The organism is Rubinisphaera margarita (assembly GCF_022267515.1).
GTDB lineage: Bacteria > Planctomycetota > Planctomycetia > Planctomycetales > Planctomycetaceae > Rubinisphaera > Rubinisphaera margarita.
The window spans coordinates 87,366-105,798 of record NZ_JAKFGB010000010.1; the positions used below are offsets into that span (position 1 = coordinate 87,366).

16 protein-coding genes are annotated in these 18,433 nt (G+C 57.6%); all 16 read left to right on the plus strand.

Translation table 11 applies throughout. The features are described from left to right. The first annotated feature begins 40 nt into the window (after positions 1–40). A complete protein-coding gene (locus L1A08_RS07560) occupies positions 41–832 on the plus strand; it encodes a class I SAM-dependent methyltransferase (RefSeq protein ID WP_238755720.1) in 792 nt (263 codons plus the stop codon). Between the two features lie 409 nt (positions 833–1,241). Continuing rightward, positions 1,242–2,240, plus strand: coding sequence for a PstS family phosphate ABC transporter substrate-binding protein (locus L1A08_RS07565; protein WP_238755721.1), 999 nt, complete (start codon positions 1,242–1,244; stop codon positions 2,238–2,240). Between the two features lie 166 nt (positions 2,241–2,406). Further along, complete coding sequence (pstC, locus tag L1A08_RS07570; protein ID WP_261362790.1) at positions 2,407–3,360, plus strand: phosphate ABC transporter permease subunit PstC; 954 nt, start codon at positions 2,407–2,409, stop codon at positions 3,358–3,360. A gap of 45 nt (positions 3,361–3,405) precedes the next feature. Continuing rightward, entirely contained in the window at positions 3,406–4,443 is a 1,038-nt protein-coding gene (gene pstA / locus L1A08_RS07575) for a phosphate ABC transporter permease PstA (protein WP_238755723.1), read from the plus strand. A gap of 61 nt (positions 4,444–4,504) precedes the next feature. After that, positions 4,505–5,359, plus strand: coding sequence for a phosphate ABC transporter ATP-binding protein PstB (gene pstB, locus L1A08_RS07580; RefSeq protein ID WP_238755724.1), 855 nt, complete (start codon positions 4,505–4,507; stop codon positions 5,357–5,359). A 64-nt stretch (positions 5,360–5,423) separates the two neighbouring features. Further along, positions 5,424–6,101, plus strand: a complete 678-nt coding sequence (gene phoU / locus L1A08_RS07585) for a phosphate signaling complex protein PhoU (RefSeq protein WP_238755725.1) — start codon at positions 5,424–5,426, stop codon at positions 6,099–6,101. A gap of 22 nt (positions 6,102–6,123) precedes the next feature. After that, complete coding sequence (locus tag L1A08_RS07590; RefSeq protein ID WP_238755726.1) at positions 6,124–6,810, plus strand: response regulator; 687 nt, start codon at positions 6,124–6,126, stop codon at positions 6,808–6,810. A gap of 60 nt (positions 6,811–6,870) precedes the next feature. Beyond that, entirely contained in the window at positions 6,871–7,212 is a 342-nt protein-coding gene (locus L1A08_RS07595) for a hypothetical protein (protein WP_238755727.1), read from the plus strand. A 100-nt stretch (positions 7,213–7,312) separates the two neighbouring features. After that, positions 7,313–8,749 carry a sulfatase gene (locus L1A08_RS07600; protein ID WP_238755728.1) on the plus strand — a complete coding sequence of 479 codons (1,437 nt, stop codon included), beginning with the start codon at positions 7,313–7,315 and terminating at the stop codon, positions 8,747–8,749. A gap of 300 nt (positions 8,750–9,049) precedes the next feature. Next, on the plus strand, positions 9,050–11,251 hold the full coding sequence (gene ftsH, locus L1A08_RS07605; RefSeq protein ID WP_238755729.1) for an ATP-dependent zinc metalloprotease FtsH: 2,202 nt from the start codon (positions 9,050–9,052) through the stop codon (positions 11,249–11,251). Positions 11,252–11,359: 108 nt separating this feature from the next. Then, on the plus strand, positions 11,360–12,661 hold the full coding sequence (locus L1A08_RS07610; RefSeq protein WP_238755730.1) for a PQQ-binding-like beta-propeller repeat protein: 1,302 nt from the start codon (positions 11,360–11,362) through the stop codon (positions 12,659–12,661). 41 nt (positions 12,662–12,702) lie between these two features. Beyond that, the gene (gene rpe, locus L1A08_RS07615) at positions 12,703–13,455 is read left to right on the plus strand and encodes a ribulose-phosphate 3-epimerase (protein WP_238755731.1); all 753 of its coding nucleotides are present in this window, start codon (positions 12,703–12,705) and stop codon (positions 13,453–13,455) included. A gap of 108 nt (positions 13,456–13,563) precedes the next feature. Then, positions 13,564–14,136 carry a histidine phosphatase family protein gene (locus tag L1A08_RS07620; protein ID WP_238755732.1) on the plus strand — a complete coding sequence of 191 codons (573 nt, stop codon included), beginning with the start codon at positions 13,564–13,566 and terminating at the stop codon, positions 14,134–14,136. Positions 14,137–14,170: 34 nt separating this feature from the next. After that, on the plus strand, positions 14,171–15,013 hold the full coding sequence (accD, locus tag L1A08_RS07625) for an acetyl-CoA carboxylase, carboxyltransferase subunit beta (RefSeq protein WP_238755733.1): 843 nt from the start codon (positions 14,171–14,173) through the stop codon (positions 15,011–15,013). A 280-nt stretch (positions 15,014–15,293) separates the two neighbouring features. Then, entirely contained in the window at positions 15,294–16,178 is an 885-nt protein-coding gene (locus tag L1A08_RS07630; RefSeq protein WP_238755734.1) for a serine/threonine protein kinase, read from the plus strand. 172 nt (positions 16,179–16,350) lie between these two features. Continuing rightward, a complete protein-coding gene (locus L1A08_RS07635; protein WP_238755735.1) occupies positions 16,351–18,339 on the plus strand; it encodes an ATP-dependent helicase in 1,989 nt (662 codons plus the stop codon). The last annotated feature ends 94 nt before the right edge of the window (positions 18,340–18,433 follow it).

Consider the following 18,433-nt stretch of genomic DNA (forward strand, 5'->3'; position numbering starts at 1 on the left):
GACGCGTCCCTCGCTCCATTCTTTTCCGAAGGATTCACTGGTGAGTCTCGAAGTCATCCAGGGCCATTTGTACGACTACCCGAAATATTACGATCTGGTCTTTGGATCGGACTGGAAAGCCGAGTTCGACTTTCTCAAAGACTGCTTCGAGCGCTATTCCAAGCGGCCCGTGAAACGCGTCTTCGAACCTGCCTGCGGAACCGGACGGCTGATGTACAAGCTGGCCGATGCCGGCTACGAAGTGGCCGGAAACGACCTGAATCCCAAGGCGGTCGAATTTTGCAACGCCCGGTTGGCCAAGAAAGGCCATCCGCCGACGGCCGTTGTGGGCGACATGTCCGATTACACGGTCAAGAAGAAGTTCCACGCCGCCTTCAATATGATCAACAGCTTTCGGCACCTCACGACCGAAAAGCAGGCGGAAGGCCACTTCCGCTGTACAGCGGAGGCGATCACCAAAGGCGGCCTGTTCATTCTGGGCATGCACCTGAACCCGGCCGATGTCGGCGACGACTACGAAGCTGAGGAAGAATGGTCAGCCCGTCGCGGACACCTTCAGGTGAACACCCGGCTCTGGTCCATGAACTACAACCCGAAAACGCGAACCGAACAGATCGGTTTCCAGTACGACGTCTACACGCCGAGCAAGCAGTTCCGGATCGAAGATACGACGACCTTCCGCTGCTACACCAAAAAGCATATGGACAAACTGATCGCGAAATTCCCGGAATGGGAACTCGTCGAGACCTTTGACTTCCATTACGACATCGACGATCCCATCACCGTCGACGGTGACACCGAGGACGTGGTTTACATCCTCCGCAGGGTTTAGAGCATTTTCAGGCTCCTCCTGCCGTCGAATCTCGAATTCGCCCTGGATCTCGAATTCGCCCTGGATCTCGAATTCGCCCTGGAGAGGATCGCTCGACCGAGCGTTCGGGCAGGAGTAAATGCCTGCCTGAAACGCTACATTTTATGCGAACGGGGCGGTTGGACCTTTAATGAAAGTACTTCAGGGACTCCCGGCGAATGCTGGCAATCAGGGAGTTTCCCCAGAATCGACGAAGTCTTAACATAATCTTCACACACCGGGATAGGATGGCGCTGGCAGCTGCTGAACGATTTCGTGACGGCGGCCCATGCTCCTGGCCCCGCCATTTCCAATGTTCAGAGGGCCCTCCCGGGATCGAACCGGTGCCGATCCTGATACCCCAGTTGTTCGACAAATTTGAGGATGCAAAATGACGCTCTCGGTCAAACTGTCACGAATCGCTCTCGCCCTGGCCGCCGTCGGGCTGCTGGCCGGCTGTGAATACAAGGCTCCGGACGCCGGGGCTCCCGGTGAAGGAACCAGCACACGCTCTTCTTCTGGCGGCGACTATGTCGTGCAGATTGCCGGTTCGAGCACCGTTTATCCGGTTTCCGCCCGCGTTGCTGAATCTGCCGACGACATGCTCGGCATCAAAGCGACTGTCGAATCGACCGGGACCGGAACCGGTTTTGAACGCCTGGCCAAGAAAGAATGTGACATCACCGGAGCGTCCCGTCCGATCAAGGATTCCGAAAAGGAAACCTGTGCTGCCAATGGCGTGGAACCGCTCGAACTCAAAGTCGGAATGGACGGCCTCTCCGTCGTCGTGAATCCGGAAAACGACTGGTGCAAAGCACTGACGGTTGCTCAACTCAAGAAGCTGTGGGAACACGGCAGCGAAATTCAGACCTGGAAGCAGCTTGATCCCAGCTGGCCGGACGAAAGAATCCGCCTGTTCGGACCGGATGACAAGTCCGGAACCTTCGATTACTTCAATGAAGAGATCATCGGCGAAGTGCCGGAAGGCCAGAGCCCCTGTCGCGACGACTACACTCCGGCTGTCCAGGACACCGTTCTGGTTGAGGGCGTGAAGGGCGACAAGTACGCTCTGGGATACTTCGGATACGCTTATTACGTAATGAACAAGGGCTCGCTCAAGCTCGTCGGCATTTCGCCGACCGACGACAAGGCTGACGCAGTCCTGCCGAACGAACAGACCATCGAAGACGGATCCTACAAACCCCTGTCGCGTCCGCTCTTCGTCTACGTCAGCAAGGATGCCCTGAAGACAAAGCCCGAAGTCACCCGTCTGGCCAACTTCTACCTGAAAGAAGGCCAGGAAGCGGTTTCCAAGGTTGGATACGTCCGCCTGCCGCAGGCGACGATTGACGCGGGGATTGAGAAAATTTCGGAAGTTGTTGGTCAGTAACCGCTGACTTTTGATTCACCGGCCCACGGCGTCCGCGTGGGCCGGATTGCATTTTGACGGACCGGACGATTTAGCCGCTTCTCCACACCGGCTCTTATTTCCGATTGCCTTCGAATAATTATTGAATTCGAATGAACATCGCGTCCAAATTCTTAGAGGTGCACTCTTGAAGGGTCAACGGCACAGTCTGGCAGCGAAAGCAAGCGGACGGCGAATCTGGGAATCCTCCATCGAGTTTTCGCTTTTCAGCTGCGCCCTCGTGTCTGTCGTAACGACGGCCGCGATTATCTTCGTGCTGTTCTCCGAGGCCATTTTCGGCCTGGGAGGTTCCGTTGCCTTTTTTCAGGAAGTCTCACTCTGGCACTTCCTGACCGATACCAAGTGGGCTCCGCAGTATGGCGAAGGCGAGTTCGGAATCCTTCCGCTGCTCGTCGGAACGATGTGGGTGACCGGAATCGCGGCCCTGATCGGTATTCCCTTTGGACTCGCGACCGCCGTCTACCTGAGTGAATACGCGTCTCCCCGAACTCGTCGCATCATCAAGCCGCTGCTGGAAATCCTGGCGGGCATTCCCACGGTCGTCTATGGCTATTTCGCGCTGGTCTTCATCACGCCGCTCGTGATCGAACCGTTCGCGAGGTTCTTCGGCATCCCGGTCGACACGTTCAACGCGGTGAGCGCCGGACTGGTCGTCGGCATCATGATCATTCCGATGGTTTCCTCGCTGAGCGAGGACGTCCTGCGAGCCGTGCCGCGTGGACTTCGCGAAGCCGGCTATGCACTGGGCTCGACTCGGTTCGATGTGTCGGTGAAGGTCGTTATTCCGGCTGCTCTGTCCGGCATCCTGGCGTCATTTCTGCTGGCGATCTCCCGAGCACTGGGAGAGACAATGGCGGTGAATATCGCGGGGGGTGTCCGTCCAACGCTGACAGCCAATCCGTTCGAACAGATCTGCACGATGACTTCAAATATCGTCGCCATGGCCGGCTCCGACGCTCCGGCCGGCAGCGTGCAGTACCAGAGTATCTACGCGGTCGCACTTTCGCTGTTTGCCATCACGTTCGCCATGAATGTGCTCTCGCAATTCATTCTTAACAAGTATCGTGAAGTCTATCAGTAATCGTCCGACGCAAACCTGAGCCCGAATCGCCGATCTTCCAATCTCATGAGTGATGTTTTTCAAAGACGTCTGAAGCGCCGCCAGCGGACGAGTCGAGTTTTCGAACTCGCCTGCCTGCTGGCCACATGGTTCGGACTGGTGGTTCTTGTCGTCCTGCTCACCGGCCTGTTGCTGAAGGCCACAGGAACCTGGGACCCCACCGCAACCGGAGCCGCCAAAGCCACCGAAAACTGGCTGACGCCAACCCTGCTTACCAACCATATGTCTTCCGACCCTGAACGGGCGGGCATGGTGGCCAGTATCTGGGGCACGTGCTGGCTGATCCTGATGACGGCACTCTTAAGCGTGCCTATCGGCCTGGGAGCCGCAGTTTATCTGGAAGAATACGCCCACGAAAACTGGCTGACGCGGTTCATCCGTCTGAACATCGCCAATCTGGCCGGCGTGCCATCGATTGTGTTCGGGATCCTCGGTCTCACGGCCTTCGTCCGGATGTTCGGCTTCTTCGGAGATCCCACCGCGATCGGGATTCCGCTGGGATTCGGCATGATCAAGATTCCCGTTCCGTTCGGAAAGTCACTGCTGAGCGGAGCTTTTACACTCTCGCTGCTCATTCTTCCCATCGTGATCATCGCCTCCCAGGAAGCATTGCGGGCGGTGCCGCAATCAATCCGCCACGCGTCGCTGGCCATCGGGGCCACCAAGTGGCAGACGATCTGGCATCAGGTCCTGCCGGCTTCCCTGCCGGGAGTGATGACCGGGATTATTCTTGCTCTCTCCCGAGCAATCGGAGAAACGGCCCCGATTATCGTTGTTGGTGCGGCGTCTTATATCCGTTTCAACCCGGGAAACATTGAACGGGTCTCAGAAATTGTTACCAACCCTGGCGGAGTGCTCCTGGTTCCCTCGAGCCAGTACACTGTAATGCCGCTGCAGATCTACAATTGGGTGTTGAACAGCCCGGACCCTGAGTTTAAGAATGTAGCAACGGCCGCGATTGTCGTCCTGCTCGCCATTCTGCTGCTGATGAACGGGATCGCCGTCTACATCCGGAATCACTTCTCGAAACGCCTTGACTGGTAACCCCTTGAAAAGCGGAACTGTCGGGAACTCCCCGTCATCGCAGTTTCCCGACGAGAACGCCATGGAACTTCGAACATTCGACAATCTGATCGCCAAGCGTAAGGAAGAACCCGAGACGAAGTCGGAATCCGGAAAGCAGGAGAGCAAATCTCCCGCGACCAATACGATCAAGGTCGAGACCCGGAATCTGGATTTCTTCTATGGCCCTTTGCAGGCGTTATTTGGCATCTCAATGGCCATGCCGGAAAAGTCGGTCACGGCTCTCATCGGTCCGTCCGGCTGCGGGAAGAGCACCTACCTGCGGACGCTGAACCGGATGAACGACATCGTCGAAGGGACCCGCATTCACGGGGAGGTCATGGTCGACAGCGAAGACATCTACAGCTCCCAGGTCGATGTCGTTGAGCTGCGGAAAAAGGTCGGGATGGTGTTCCAGAAGTCGAACCCGTTCCCGAAGTCCATCTTCGATAACGTTGCCTTCGGACCGCGAATTGGCGGGCAGCGAAACAAGAAGGAGCTCGAAGAAACCGTCGTTCGCAGTCTCAAGCAGGCGGCACTCTGGGACGAGGTCAAAGACCGGCTGCACTCGTCGGCACTGGCCATGTCGGGTGGTCAACAGCAGCGACTTTGCATCGCCAGGACGCTGGCCACAAACCCGGAAGTCATTCTGATGGACGAACCGGCTTCAGCCCTCGACCCGGCGTCGACATCCCGCATCGAGGACCTGATCTTCGAACTGAAAAAGAACTATACAATCATCATTGTTACACATAATATGCAACAGGCTGCGCGCGTGAGCGATTTCACGGCATTCTTCTATCAGGGACGATTGATCGAGTTCGGGACGACTCGCGATCTGTTCACGACACCCAAGGAGAAGCAGACCGAAGATTACATCACGGGCCGCTTTGGCTGAGCCGCGGTTCGTTTGTCGTCCTCCTTAGAAATCATCTTCACCTTCGTCCAGGGATCCGGCCTCCATGTCAGTACACCTCATCAGAGATTTGGACAACCTTCATCGTTCCTTAATGACGATGTGTACGATGGTGGAAGAGTTGATTCACGCAGCCGTGAATACTCTCGCAAAGCCGGATCAACGCATGGCGCGGGAACTGGCCGAGCGGGATCGTGATATCGATAACTACGATGTCACCATTGAAGAGGAATGCCTGAAGATCCTCGCCCTTCACCAGCCAGTCGCGACCGATTTGCGGCGCATTGCCGCCGTGATGAAAATCTCCGGTGAACTGGAACGGGTGGCCGATCTTGCAGTGCATATCGCTGAGCGTTCGAGTTACCTCGAGGGCGCCACGGCGATTTCCATGCCTCCCAAGGTCCACACGATGGCCGAGAATGCGGTCACGATGCTCCACGAAAGCATCGATGCCTATGTCAATCTCGACACCGCCATGGCGCGGAAAGTTTGCCGACAGGACGACATCGTTGACGACCTGAACCGGGAAATCATCCAGACCATCACGGAAATGATGAGTAAGTCACCGGATCTGATTGAAACAGCTCTGCACCTGTTCTCGGCGTCGCGTCATATTGAACGCGTCGCCGACCATGCCACCAACATCGCGGAAGATGTGGTCTATCTCGTCGAGGGCGAAATTGTTCGACATCGCGGGCGTTCCGACCACAAAGTCGCCTCCTGATCCACCCCCGTCGGACAGCTGCATGAGCCAACAGACCATTCTGATTATCGAAGACGAACGTTCGATCGCGGACGCTCTGGCCTACAACCTGCAGAAAGACGGCTTCGAAGTCATTACCTCGACCGACGGGCAGGATGGTCTCCGTCGAGCTCAGGCGGCTCTGCCAGACCTCATCATCCTTGACCTGATGCTTCCCATCATCGATGGCATGGAAGTCTGCCGGCAGCTTCGGTCCGACTCCCGGACGCGGCACATCCGCATTGTGATGCTCACAGCCAAGAGCGAAGAAGTCGATGAGATCGTCGGCTTCAGCATGGGTGCCGACGACTACGTCACCAAGCCGTTCAAGATCAAGCCGCTTGTCAGCCGGATCAAAGCCATTCTCCGGCGGCCGACTTCCAAGAACAGCGCCCAGGACTCCGCCTCCTGTCGCGGTGTCTTTGTCGATCGAATCAATCATCGCACCACGATCGAAGGCGAAGAGATCGCGTTGACTCCGACCGAGTTCAAGCTGCTGTGGACTCTTGTTCGACAGGCGGGACGCCCCTTCCGCCGCAACGAATTGATGGATACCTGTCGTGGCGAAGATGCCAACGCACTTGAGCGCACGATCGATGTCCATATCCGCTCGCTGCGTCAGAAGCTGAACGATGCCGGCGATCTCATTGAAACCGTCCGCGGCGTCGGGTATCGCTTCAAGCCGGAATAAGCAGTCTCACGACTTTCGGAATCGAAGATGCCCCTGCTTCCGGCTCTGGGATTGGCTATAATGAAGCCTCGTTCATTCGACGTTTCTTCTCTGCCGATCGGAGCCGATGTCATGTCCAGAGCCGACTCCTCTTCAACCGAGTCCGCCGACCGACGACTCTATGTGCCGCACAACGATGGCTGGAATGCGATCGTGAAGCCGAATGCGACCAAAGAGTACTGCTACTACCGCAATCCGGACGAAGAACATTTCCACCTCCTTCAGATCGGCGAAATCTACATTCAGAAAGGGAACGAGAAAGTCTGCATGAACTGCGCGATCCGCCAGGGAATTCTGACCGACAACCGGATTCACTGGCAGCAGCCGAAACGCTCGCGGGTGACGCTGCCAGACTCGTTCTGAAGCTCCGCAGTTGAGAGCCGCCATCGCTGAGATTCGACATCCGCCGGACCGCGTGGTAGTGTGACAGGGTCCTGTCCACTCTGAACCTGAAGGGCTGCTAATGACCGTCCTGCTTCGTCTCAACCTTTTCGTCTTGCTCTGCATTTTATCCCTCTCCGGCCGCGTGCTCGCGGAACAACCGCCGAACATTCTGTTCATTTATCTGGACGACTTCGGCTGGCGCGATGCGAGCTTCATGGGCTCCGACTTCTTCGAGACGCCTCACCTCGATCGCCTTGCCGGCGAAGGAATGGTCTTTACGAACGCCTACTCGGCAGCCGCGAACTGTGCTCCCGCTCGGGCCTGTCTGCTGTCGGGGCAGTACACACCACGTCACGAAATCTACAACGTGGGCACGAGACCTCGTGGCGATGCCCGACACCGCCGCCTCAAACACGTTCCCGGCGTCGAGACACTTCGCCCGGATATCAAGACCTGGGCGGAGTGCTTTCGGGAAGCCGACTACACCACGGCGATCATGGGCAAGTGGCACCTGAGCGATGACCCGCGTGATTATGGTTTCGACATCAACATCGGCGGCACACATTCGGGAAGCCCACCCAAAGGCTACTACCCGCCCCATAAGGTGCCCGGTCTGGAAAATGCTCCGGCTGACGAATACCTGACCGATCGCCTGAGTCGCGAAGCCTGTGCCTTCATTCGCAACCAGCAGGAGAAACCGTGGCTGCTGTACCTGTCGCACTTCGCAGTCCATACGCCACTGCAGCCGAAGAAAGAACTCGTCGACAAGTATCAGGACAAATCGCCGGGGAAACTGCACAAACATGTCACGATGGCGACGATGATTCAGGCCGTCGACGACGGGATCGGGCAGATCGTCGAAACGCTCGATCAACTTCAGTTGACCGACAACACGATTGTCCTGTTTTTCTCCGATAACGGTGGACTGGCAGCGGCGACGGACATGGCTCCGCTGCGTGGGTATAAAGGCACCTATTACGAAGGGGGAATTCGCGAGCCGTTTTTTGTGAAGTGGCCCGGCGTCGTGCAGGCGGGGTCGAAGTGCGAGAGTCCAATCATCGGCGTCGATCTCTATCCGACACTCTGCGAAATGGCGGGCATCGAGATGCCCGATCAGATCTGCGACGGCCGCTCGATTGTGCCCATGCTGCGACAACGGGGTGCCGTCCAGGAACGCCCGCTGTACTGGCATTTCCCGGCGTATCTGCAGGCCTCCGGTCAGGTCGAACGGGAGGAATGCCGCGATCCGCTGTTCCGCACGCGTCCCTGCAGCGTGGTACGTTACGGCCCCTGGAAGCTGCATCAGTACTTCGAAGATGGAGGCATCGAACTCTACAACCTGCTGGACGATCCGGGGGAACAACACAACCTCGCGGAGACGCACCCCGATCAGAAGCGGGAGCTTCTGTATCAACTGACCGCGTGGCAACAGGAAATCGACGCTCCGATTCCGCAAACGCCAAATCCTCAGTTCGATCCCAAGGCCGAAGCCGAAGCGATCCGCAAACATCGCTAGATCGAATCGCTCTGAAATGGCTCGCAACTGCCGGTGAGATTGGCATAAGTTTCGCTGACTCCCTCCCAGATCAGTTGTTTGACGCCCCTGCAGATCCGTCCTAGTATCAGCGAGGGAGATCTGACCTGTTCAGCAGGTCATCTGCCAATCGTCTGAAGGCTCATCGTCCACTTCGTCTGCCCGGCAGGCAGAAGCGGCGGAATCTGAGGACGATTGCGTTTAATCTCGGAAAAATTGGAATCCTTCAGCGGCCAGCGCGACGAAGTCGGCGAGCCGCTAAATCTTTCAGGTCAACAGTCGATGAATCAGCCTTCGTATGGTCCAGAAGAAAATCCCGATTCCAACGAGTCCGGTTCCTCTCGTAAGAAAGACAAGAAACCCTCCAGTTTCTCCTTCTGGCTGCTGCTGGTCGGCGGCGTTTTCCTCGCCGCGGTCTTTACGTATCTGACCAACGATGCCCGCTCCAAGCGAATCAAACTCAGCGAATTCGAGAAGAAGCTCGACTCCGGGGAGTTCAACAACGAAAACGTCCACGAGCTGGTCTTCGGAATCACTTCGATCACCTTCCAGAACATGTCGAAAGAGGACGCAGCCAATCTCAGTAAAGGACGCTCGCTTCTCGGCAGCAGCGAAGCGACTCCGGAAGGCACAACGACCGATCCGACCGAAGCGGCACCGACTCCGGCAGGCGATGAAGACATCGTGATTGGAAACACGAACGGTGCTGCGGAAGACGACTCGACGTCTCAGGCCCTGATCAAGTATCGCATTAATATCGTCGGGATCCCCGATGAAGTGCTCGCCGGTCTGAAAACCAAGCTGAATGATAACGACATCGAGTACGACGGCTCCTCGCCGCCCGCTCAGATCGAGTCGCTGCTCTACCTGCTCTTTCTGGTGCTGTTCATCCTCTTCTTCATCATGATGTTCCGGCGAATGGGCGGAACCGGCAGCGCCATGTCGTTCGGCCGCACCCGCGGCAAACTCGTCTCACAGGAAGACATCAAAACGACGTTCGGGGATGTCGCCGGGATCGATGAAGCGGTCGATGAACTGCGGGAAGTCGTCGAGTTTCTGCGGACACCTGCCAAATATCAGGCACTGGGCGGGCGGATTCCTCGCGGCGTGCTGCTCGTCGGACCTCCGGGGACCGGGAAAACGTTGCTCGCCAAAGCCGTCGCGGGTGAAGCCGGCGTGCCGTTTTATGGACTTTCCGGATCCGACTTCGTCGAGATGTTCGTCGGCGTGGGAGCGGCCCGTGTACGGGATACATTCCAGCAGGCGATTCAGCGGTCGCCGAGTATCATCTTCATCGACGAGCTCGACGCGCTCGGAAAAACTCGCGGCAGCGGCATGCCGGGCGGACACGACGAACGCGAACAGACGCTGAATGCCCTGCTCGTCGAGATGGACGGTTTCGCCTCCGACCAGTCAGTTATCGTGATGGGAGCCACCAACCGCCCCGAAACTCTCGATCCCGCGCTGATGCGTCCCGGCCGGTTCGACCGCCATGTGCTCGTCGACAAACCGGACTACAAAGGCCGCGAGCAGATCCTCAAAGTCCATGCTTCGCGGATCAAGCTCGACAACAGCGTGAATCTTGGTCGCCTCGCCAAATTGACCCCTGGCTTCTCGGGAGCCGATCTGGCCAACCTCGCCAACGAAGCTGCTCTGCTGGCGGCCCGGAAGGACAAGAAACGGGTGGGCATGCCGGAGTTCGAGGAAGCGATCGAACGCGTCATTGCCGGTCTCGAGAAAAGCACCCGCATCATCGGCGAAGAAGAGAAGAAGCGTGTCGCCTACCACGAATGTGGCCACGCTCTGGTCGCCTGCTGTCTGCCAAAGACTGATCCGGTGCACAAGATTTCGATTATTCCCCGTGGCTTCGGAGCCCTGGGCTACATCCTGCAACGGCCAGCCGATGACCGTTATCTGGTGACACAGAGTGAACTGGAGAACCGCATCTGCGTGATGCTGGGAGGTCTGGCGTCCGAACGAATCATTTACAACGAGCAGTCCACGGGAGCACAGAACGATCTGGAACGTGCCTCTGATCTGGCTCGCCGCATGGTAACCGAGTTCGGGATGAGTCCGAAGATGGGAACCGTGAACTATTCGACAACCCGTCGGTCGCCCTTCCTGGCTGGCAGTGGAGGCTCAGCCGATTACGAGCATGCCCAGGACACGCTGCGGGAAATCGATCAGGAAGTGAAACGGATCATTGATGACTGCATGGCTTCGGTCGCCAACATGCTCACGACGCATCGCGAAATTCTGGAGCATATGACCCGCGATCTGATCGAGATGGAAGTCATGGACGCAGCTCAGCTGGAGAAGATCCTGAACCAATACCCCGATGGTCCGCGGATTCTGTCGACCTCACACATTGATCCGAATATCAATCACGGCCAGGAGATGAGCCTCCACGATCACGAGAAGCCAGCCGAACCGCAGGCCGCCCCTGATTCCGAAGAAGCGTCGGAACCTCCTCAGGGGTCCTGAGTGAATTGTGAATCCCGCCCGGATCGAGTAATTTTCACCAGACTCGGGACGACTCCTGAGCGTCCCGATCGAGCCCCGCCCCGACCGAACTTGCAAAAGGAATCCCCGATGCAGCTTGCCAGCCGTCTGCTTTATTCCGCTGTTGCCCTGACATTTTTCACTGGCGTCTGCCCGGCGGCCGACTGGCCCCACTGGCGTGGACCGGGAATGGATGCGAAGTCCTCTGAAACGGGGCTCAACTGGAACTGGGGCGAAGACGGCCCCGAGCTGGTTTACAATGTCGAAGGCTTCGGCAGAGGCTACGCCAGCGTCTCGATCGTTGAGGGAACGCTCTACACGACCGGCAACACCGAAGATGGCGGTCAGGCGGTCGTCGCCGCCGACGCGGCCAGTGGACGAATCAAGTGGAAGACTCCGGTCACCGAAGCCAATCCGGAACACAGCTATCCCGGTTCCCGCAGCACGCCGAGCTTTGACAACGGCAAGCTCTACATCGTCGCGTCTTCCGGCAAGATCGTCTGCCTCGATGCCAAAGGCGGATCGATTCAATGGGAGAAGGACTTCAAGAAAGAGTGGAACGGCAAGATGATGTCCGGCTGGGGATATTCGGAATCCCCGCTGATCGATGGCGATCGTGTCCTCTGCACACCTGGCGGACCGGATGCGATGATCGTCTGCCTGAACAAGAAAGACGGCTCGGAAATCTGGCGGTCAGCCGTCCCTGAATTCACCGAACCGGATCTTGAGAAACGTGAAGGCAAGGACGGAGCCGGCTATTCGTCGATCGTCGTTTCCAACGGAGCCGGCGTTAAGCAGTACGTTCAACTCATCGGACGCGGCGTGATCGGCATTCGGGCCAGCGATGGCGAATTCCTCTGGGGTTACAATCAGGTCGCCAACGAAGTCGCGAATATCCCGACGCCCGTCACCAAAGGCGACCATGTCTTCGCAACATCCAGCTACGATGGCGGTGGAGCAGTCCTGCTCAAGCTGAGCAAGGATGGTCGCGGCGTGAAGGCCGTTCCGGTCTACTGGCTCGCCAAACGGACATTCAATAACCACCACGGCGGAGTCGTCCTGGTCGACGGCTACATCTACGCCGGCCACAACCAGAACCAGGGTTTCCCGACCTGCCTCGACTTCGAGAGTGGGGAAATTGAATGGGGCGGCGACGGACTTCGCGGCGAGGGCAAAGGCTCGGCTGCCATCGTCTTCGTCGATGGTCACGTGATCTTCCGCTATCAGGACGGTCGTGTCGTCGCGATTGAAGCCACGCCTGAAGAATATCGAGTCAAAGGCCAGTTCATGCCGGTCTATCAGGAAGACAAGAGTTGGGCCCATCCTGTGGTCGTGGACGGTAGACTGTATCTCCGCGAGCAGGACCGCCTGATGTGCTACAAACTGAAGTAAAGCGACGACACTCCGGCCGGGTGGCACAAACAGGAATGTCTATGCCACCGTCCACGGCGACGGAGCTGTCGGGAATTACAGATGCTCAACCGGAAATCAGAATCATGAATGAACGGACCAGGTCCCTGCTCTCGAAGCGACCGCTGATCGCTCCTTCGATGCTCAAGTGCGATTTCGGGAACCTTGAAGCCGATGTCGCACGCCTGGAAGAGGCAGGGGCTCCGGTTCTTCACTGGGATGTGATGGACGGACATTTTGTCCCGAATCTGTCCTACGGAGCGATGGTGATCGAAAAGATGCGTCACCGGACGGAACTGCCGTTTGATGCCCATCTGATGATCAGTGATCCCGCGAAGTACCTCAAAGACTATGTCAACGCCGGCTGCGATCTGATTTCGATTCATATCGAAGCGGTCCCCGAGCCGGGCGAACTGCTGGAGACGATTCGCTCCCATGGCTGCTCCCCTGGTCTCGTACTGAACCCCGGTACGCCGGTCGAACGGATCAGTCCCTGGATCTCGGCGTGTGATTTGATTCTCGTCATGAGCGTGGAGCCGGGTTTCGGCGGCCAGAAATTCATGCCTGTTGCACTCGATAAACTGTTCCTGATCAAGGAGTTAATGCGAGACGACCAGTTGCTCTCCATTGACGGCGGGATCGGACTGGAGACAATTCAGTCTTGTGCCGAGCGAGGAGCCGATACGTTTGTCTGTGGAAGTTCAATCTTCGACCATGAAGACTATTCCGCAGCGGTTTCCGGCCTGTTGGCTGCAATCGATCGCCCTGCCGGCTAGAATACCCCGCCTGGCAGCCGCACCTCGGGTGTGGCTCCAGCTCTCAAAGGAATGACGCCTCAGCCTGCGTGGCTGTCGCCCCATTCGTTGTTTTACAACGGTTTATCTATGTGCCAAATCTTTCTGGTTCGTCCTGGACAAACCGATTATGATTGCCAGCACAGAGTCCAGGGGTCCCTGGATCTTCCACTCAACGAGGACGGATTCCGGGAAGTGGAATCTCTGATCGATTGCCTGGGAGATCGGGAAATCGACTTGATTCTGACCGGCCCGTCGGATCCATCATACGGCACGGCTCAGATTCTCTCTGAGAAGCTCGATGTGCCGCTCAAGTCAACCGAGTTGTTGCGGAACCTGAATCAGGGACTCTGGGAAGGTCTTGAGATCGACGAAGTTCGACGCAAGTTTCCGACCATCTACAAGCACTGGGAAGATGCCCCGAATGAGGTCCTCATTCCCAATGCCGAACCGATCCAGGAAGCGTTGAAACGAATCGACAAATTGTTAAAAAAATACGCCCGGAAAGATCGTCAGATCCTGATCGTGGCCCAGGAACCACTGGCAACGATGTTTGCCTGTTGTGCCGAAGGTCGCAAGGTCAGCCTGCATCACCAGGCCGACACGACGAAACGCTGCGAACTGCAATCGCTGCACGTCCCTGGCAAGCCGGCGCAGAATTGAACGGAATAACGCACTTGTGGGTAAAGCATTGTCGATGACACGAGACGAGGCGGATGCAAACGGGCGGCCACAGAAGCGGGGCGTACCGGAAGGGCTCTGGCTGAAATGCCCGGAATGTCAGTCCACGGTCTTCCGTAAACAGGTCGACCGGCTGCTCGGCATTTGTCCCGAATGCGACTATCACTTCTACGTTCCCGCCCGGACCCGAATCGAGCAGCTTGTCGATGTCGGCAGCTTCGAGGAATGGTTCGCCGACATCCGCTCGGTCGACCCGCTCGGCTTCGTCGATTCCAAGCCCTATAAGGATCGTCTGATCTCCGAACAGAAGAAAACCGGCCTGACAGACGCCTGCGTTACGGGTCGCGGTTATCTTCGTGGACGCCCCATTGTCATTTCGGTCACCGATTCCGCTTTCATCATGGGAAGCATGGGCTCGGTTGTCGGAGAGAAGCTGACTCGCGCCACCGAGAAAGCGACGGAACTGAAGTTGCCACTCGTGATCGTAAGCGGTTCCGGCGGCGGAGCCCGTATGCACGAGGGGATTCTCTCGCTGATGCAGATGGCCAAAGTCTCAGCCGCCCTGGCCCGCTACCATGAAGCCGGAGGTCTGTTCATCTCCGTGCTGACGAACCCCACGATGGGTGGAGTCGCCGCAAGCTTCGCCTCACTGGGCGATCTGGTTGTGGCGGAAGCCAAGGCACTGGTCGGATTCGCCGGCCCCCGCGTGGTTCAGGCCACCGTGAAGTCTCCGTTGCCGGAAGGCTTCCAGACCAGCGAGTTCCTGCTCGCACACGGCTTCATCGATCGCATCATCCACCGCAACGAACTGCGAACGGAGATCGCGTCGTTCATCGACTACTGCGAAATCAAGCCGTAAGTTCCGAACGTCCGTGTCGATTGCAGGCTGGGACTGCCAAAGGCGTATCTCAGTTTTATGGACCCGCAATGCTGGGATACGGCTGCGCCTATCCAGCCTACAGGGCGAGCCGGGACCGCAAGCCAGCGAACCTCACGGAGTCACATTTCCGGCAAACCTGCGACGATCCACGATGTTGCTCATCCCGTGGGACGCCGGCTTCTGGTAAACTTGAGGGACGATCTGGAGAACTCTTCGCAATCCCCGGGCGGGCCAGCCTGAAACGTATCATGGAAGTGCCATGCAACTGTTGAAGAATCTGTTCCAGCGGCAGCCGTCCGGTCCGCCGCGAGTGAACTTGAAATCGCGATTTGAGCTGATCTCCCAGATGGGCATGGGAACAATGTCCAAGGTCTGGAAGGCCAACGATCGCCAATCGCAGCAGTTCGTCGCTCTGAAGATGATCGATCGCGATGCTCTGGAGAAAATGAACGCCCGCTTTCCCGGCCTGTCCCGGCCCGAGGAAGGTGCCGTCGGAATGTCTCTGCAGCACCCCTGCATCGTCAAGACGCTCGAGTACGGCCTGAGCACCGAGAACGAGCCATTCATCGTGATGGAATACATCGACGGTTTCGGACTCCAGCAGCTGGTCGAACTTCAGAACGAAACACTCGAACGGTATCGGATGACCTGGATCATCAAAATGGGCGAGGCCCTGCACTATTTCCACGAACAGGGCTGGATCCATCGCGATTTCTGCCCCAAAAACATTCTCACCACCGCGAATGGTCAGATTAAATTGATCGACTTCGGACTCGCGGTCCCGAATACTGCACCGTTTCAGGCACCCGGAAACCGCACCGGCACAGCCGATTACATGGCTCCGGAACTGGTCCGGCGGCAGAAGACTGATCAGCGAATCGACGTCTATTCCTACGCGGTGACCTGCTTCCAGATGTTCTCCAATCAGCTTCCCTACGTTCGAGGCAAAACGCTGGATCAGATTGTTAAGAACCTCAACCGTCCGCCGAAAGAGATCCGTGAGGTCGCTCCGGGCATTCCCGATTCTGTCGCGCAGATCATCATGAAGGGTCTCGAAAAGAATCCCGATGACCGCTGGCAGTCGGTTCAGGAAATGACGACGGCCTTCCGGGCTCTGGTCCGCAAAAAGCCGAAAAAGGGCTGATTCAACGTGATCAGCTGACAACTCGGAAATTCCGAGACAATGCCGGGGACTCCTGCGGTTCAAGCAGCTATGATGTCTCCCCGTTTGCGGCGTCCCCAAGATCCCACCGCACGCTCTCGATCGCCACTCGCTCCATCCCACGGCTTTCCGGCCGTTCAACACGAAATTCGCCATGCAGTCCAGTAAGCTTCTCTCCTCGCTCAATGCCTCGCAGCGAGATGCCGCGACGACATTCTCGGGACCGCTGCTCGTGCTGGCGGGAGCCGGGACGGGGAAAACTCGCGTCATCACCACGCGCATGGCCCTGCTGATCGGCCAGGGCGTTCCCGCTGAGCGTATTCTCTCAGTCACGTTCACCAACAAAGCCGCCAAGGAAATGACCGAACGGTGCACGAACCTGATCGGTCGCCGCAAGACGAAGCCCTGGATTTCAACGTTTCACTCGCTCTGCGTGCGAATCCTCCGCGAAGAGATCGAACCACTCGGCTTTCGGCAGAACTTCACCATTATCGATCGCGGCGATCAGGAGTCGATGGCCCGGGAAGTGTTGCGTTCGATCCGCGTGCAGGACTCGGCTCTCAAGCCGGGCGATCTGCTTTCGATCATCAGTCGCTGGAAGTCAGCCGGCGTCTCCACCAGCCAGGCTCCCGATGCCGCCACGGACGACCGTGAGTTTCTCGCCGCGATGGCATACCGCAAATACTGCGATCGCCTTCGAGCCCGTAACAGCGTCGACTTCGATGACCTGCTCCTGCTCACCGACAAACTGTTCAGCGAGTATCCGGACGCTCTGAAGCGACAACAGGATCGTTTCGATTATGTCCAGATCGACGAGTATCAGGACACGAACCAGCTGCAATTCCGGCTCGTTCAGGCGATGGTCGCCCCGCATAAGAATCTCTGTGTGGTTGGTGATGATGACCAGTCGATTTATGCCTGGCGCGGAGCCGAGGTGAAGCACATTCTGTCGTTTCAGACCCATTTCCCGACAGCGAAGGTCGTTCGGCTCGAAGACAACTATCGCTGCACCGATGAGATTCTGAACGTGGCGAACCGCCTTGTCAGTTACAATCGGGAACGGCACCGCAAAGTGCTGCGATCGACCAAACCAGCAGTTGAACCGGTCCGCTTCGAGAAGTTTCCCGATGAAGTCATCGAAGCCGAGCGGATTGGGCTCGAAATCAGCTATCTCATCGCGAAACGGAACTGCCAGCCGTCCGACTTCGCCATTCTGTTCCGCACCAACGAGCAGCCGCGGGCCTTCGAATCGGAACTCCGTCGTCGACAGATTCCGTACGTGATTCTCGGCAGCCAGTCGTTTTACGACCGTAAAGAAGTTCGCGATCTGCTGGCCTATCTGCGCGTGATCGTTCAGCCGCGGGACGAATCGGCGCTGCTGCGAATCATCAATACGCCCGCCCGGAACATCGGGACTTCCACCGTCGAAAAGGTGATGCAGCGGGCGATCCTGCAGGGAGATCCCTTTTTCAAAGCCGCCCAGGATGCGACAGCTCGGGGAGACCTGACACCGCGCGTTTCCCAGGCAATTACGAACTTCGAACAGAAAATCGAGGGCTGGCGAAACCGGTTCCTGCGAAGTCCGCAGACATTGGCTCAGTCGTTCCGACAGCTGGTCGAAGAATTGAAGTACCGGCAGGAAGTGGAAAAGCTCTACAAAGAGCCGGCCCAGGTCACCACGCGGCTGGAATCTATCGAGCAACTGGCCGATGCCCTCGACGATTATTCGCGTCGGTCGGCCAAGCCGAGTCTGCATCAGTTCCTCGATGAAATGACGCTCAACGATCGCGACGAATTCGGCTCCGATAACAAGAAAGAACTCGAACGGAACGCTGTCAAACTGCTGACGATCCACAGTGCGAAGGGACTTGAGTTCCCCCGCGTCTATCTGGTCGGAATGGAAGAGGGTCTCCTTCCGCATAAGCGTTCGGTCGAGGGAACGCGGCAGGATATCGAGGAAGAACGACGCCTCGCTTACGTGGCTGTGACCCGGGCTCAGGAGTCGCTGACAATGACCTTCGCCGAAACCCGTCGCAAATGGGGCAAACCGCGAAAGACGATCCCGTCCCGTTTTCTCTTCGAAATGCGAACCGATCAGCAGAACGACGAAGCCATGGCCGAAGAAGAAGCGGCTGCCGAATAGTCGCCTGCAACGGGATGCCTCAGAGGTGTACCTCTGAGTCGCGTCCGCGACAGGAAGCAGGTATCCCGCCGGTCTTGGGGTTAAAGTCGAGGGA

Bases quoted from the DNA above. Each gene is read 5' to 3' on its own strand.
- L1A08_RS07630 (WP_238755734.1), top strand. From the start codon at position 15,294: ATGCAACTGTTGAAGAATCTGTTCCAGCGGCAGCCGTCCGGTCCGCCG.
- L1A08_RS07590 (WP_238755726.1), top strand. From the start codon at position 6,124: ATGAGCCAACAGACCATTCTGATTATCGAAGACGAACGTTCGATCGCG.
- rpe (WP_238755731.1), top strand. From the start codon at position 12,703: ATGCCACCGTCCACGGCGACGGAGCTGTCGGGAATTACAGATGCTCAA.
- pstB (WP_238755724.1), top strand. From the start codon at position 4,505: ATGGAACTTCGAACATTCGACAATCTGATCGCCAAGCGTAAGGAAGAA.
- L1A08_RS07610 (WP_238755730.1), top strand. From the start codon at position 11,360: ATGCAGCTTGCCAGCCGTCTGCTTTATTCCGCTGTTGCCCTGACATTT.
- L1A08_RS07620 (WP_238755732.1), top strand. From the start codon at position 13,564: ATGTGCCAAATCTTTCTGGTTCGTCCTGGACAAACCGATTATGATTGC.
- L1A08_RS07635 (WP_238755735.1), top strand. From the start codon at position 16,351: ATGCAGTCCAGTAAGCTTCTCTCCTCGCTCAATGCCTCGCAGCGAGAT.
- phoU (WP_238755725.1), top strand. From the start codon at position 5,424: ATGTCAGTACACCTCATCAGAGATTTGGACAACCTTCATCGTTCCTTA.
- pstA (WP_238755723.1), top strand. From the start codon at position 3,406: ATGAGTGATGTTTTTCAAAGACGTCTGAAGCGCCGCCAGCGGACGAGT.
- ftsH (WP_238755729.1), top strand. From the start codon at position 9,050: ATGAATCAGCCTTCGTATGGTCCAGAAGAAAATCCCGATTCCAACGAG.
- L1A08_RS07600 (WP_238755728.1), top strand. From the start codon at position 7,313: ATGACCGTCCTGCTTCGTCTCAACCTTTTCGTCTTGCTCTGCATTTTA.
- accD (WP_238755733.1), top strand. From the start codon at position 14,171: ATGACACGAGACGAGGCGGATGCAAACGGGCGGCCACAGAAGCGGGGC.
- L1A08_RS07595 (WP_238755727.1), top strand. From the start codon at position 6,871: ATGAAGCCTCGTTCATTCGACGTTTCTTCTCTGCCGATCGGAGCCGAT.
- L1A08_RS07565 (WP_238755721.1), top strand. From the start codon at position 1,242: ATGACGCTCTCGGTCAAACTGTCACGAATCGCTCTCGCCCTGGCCGCC.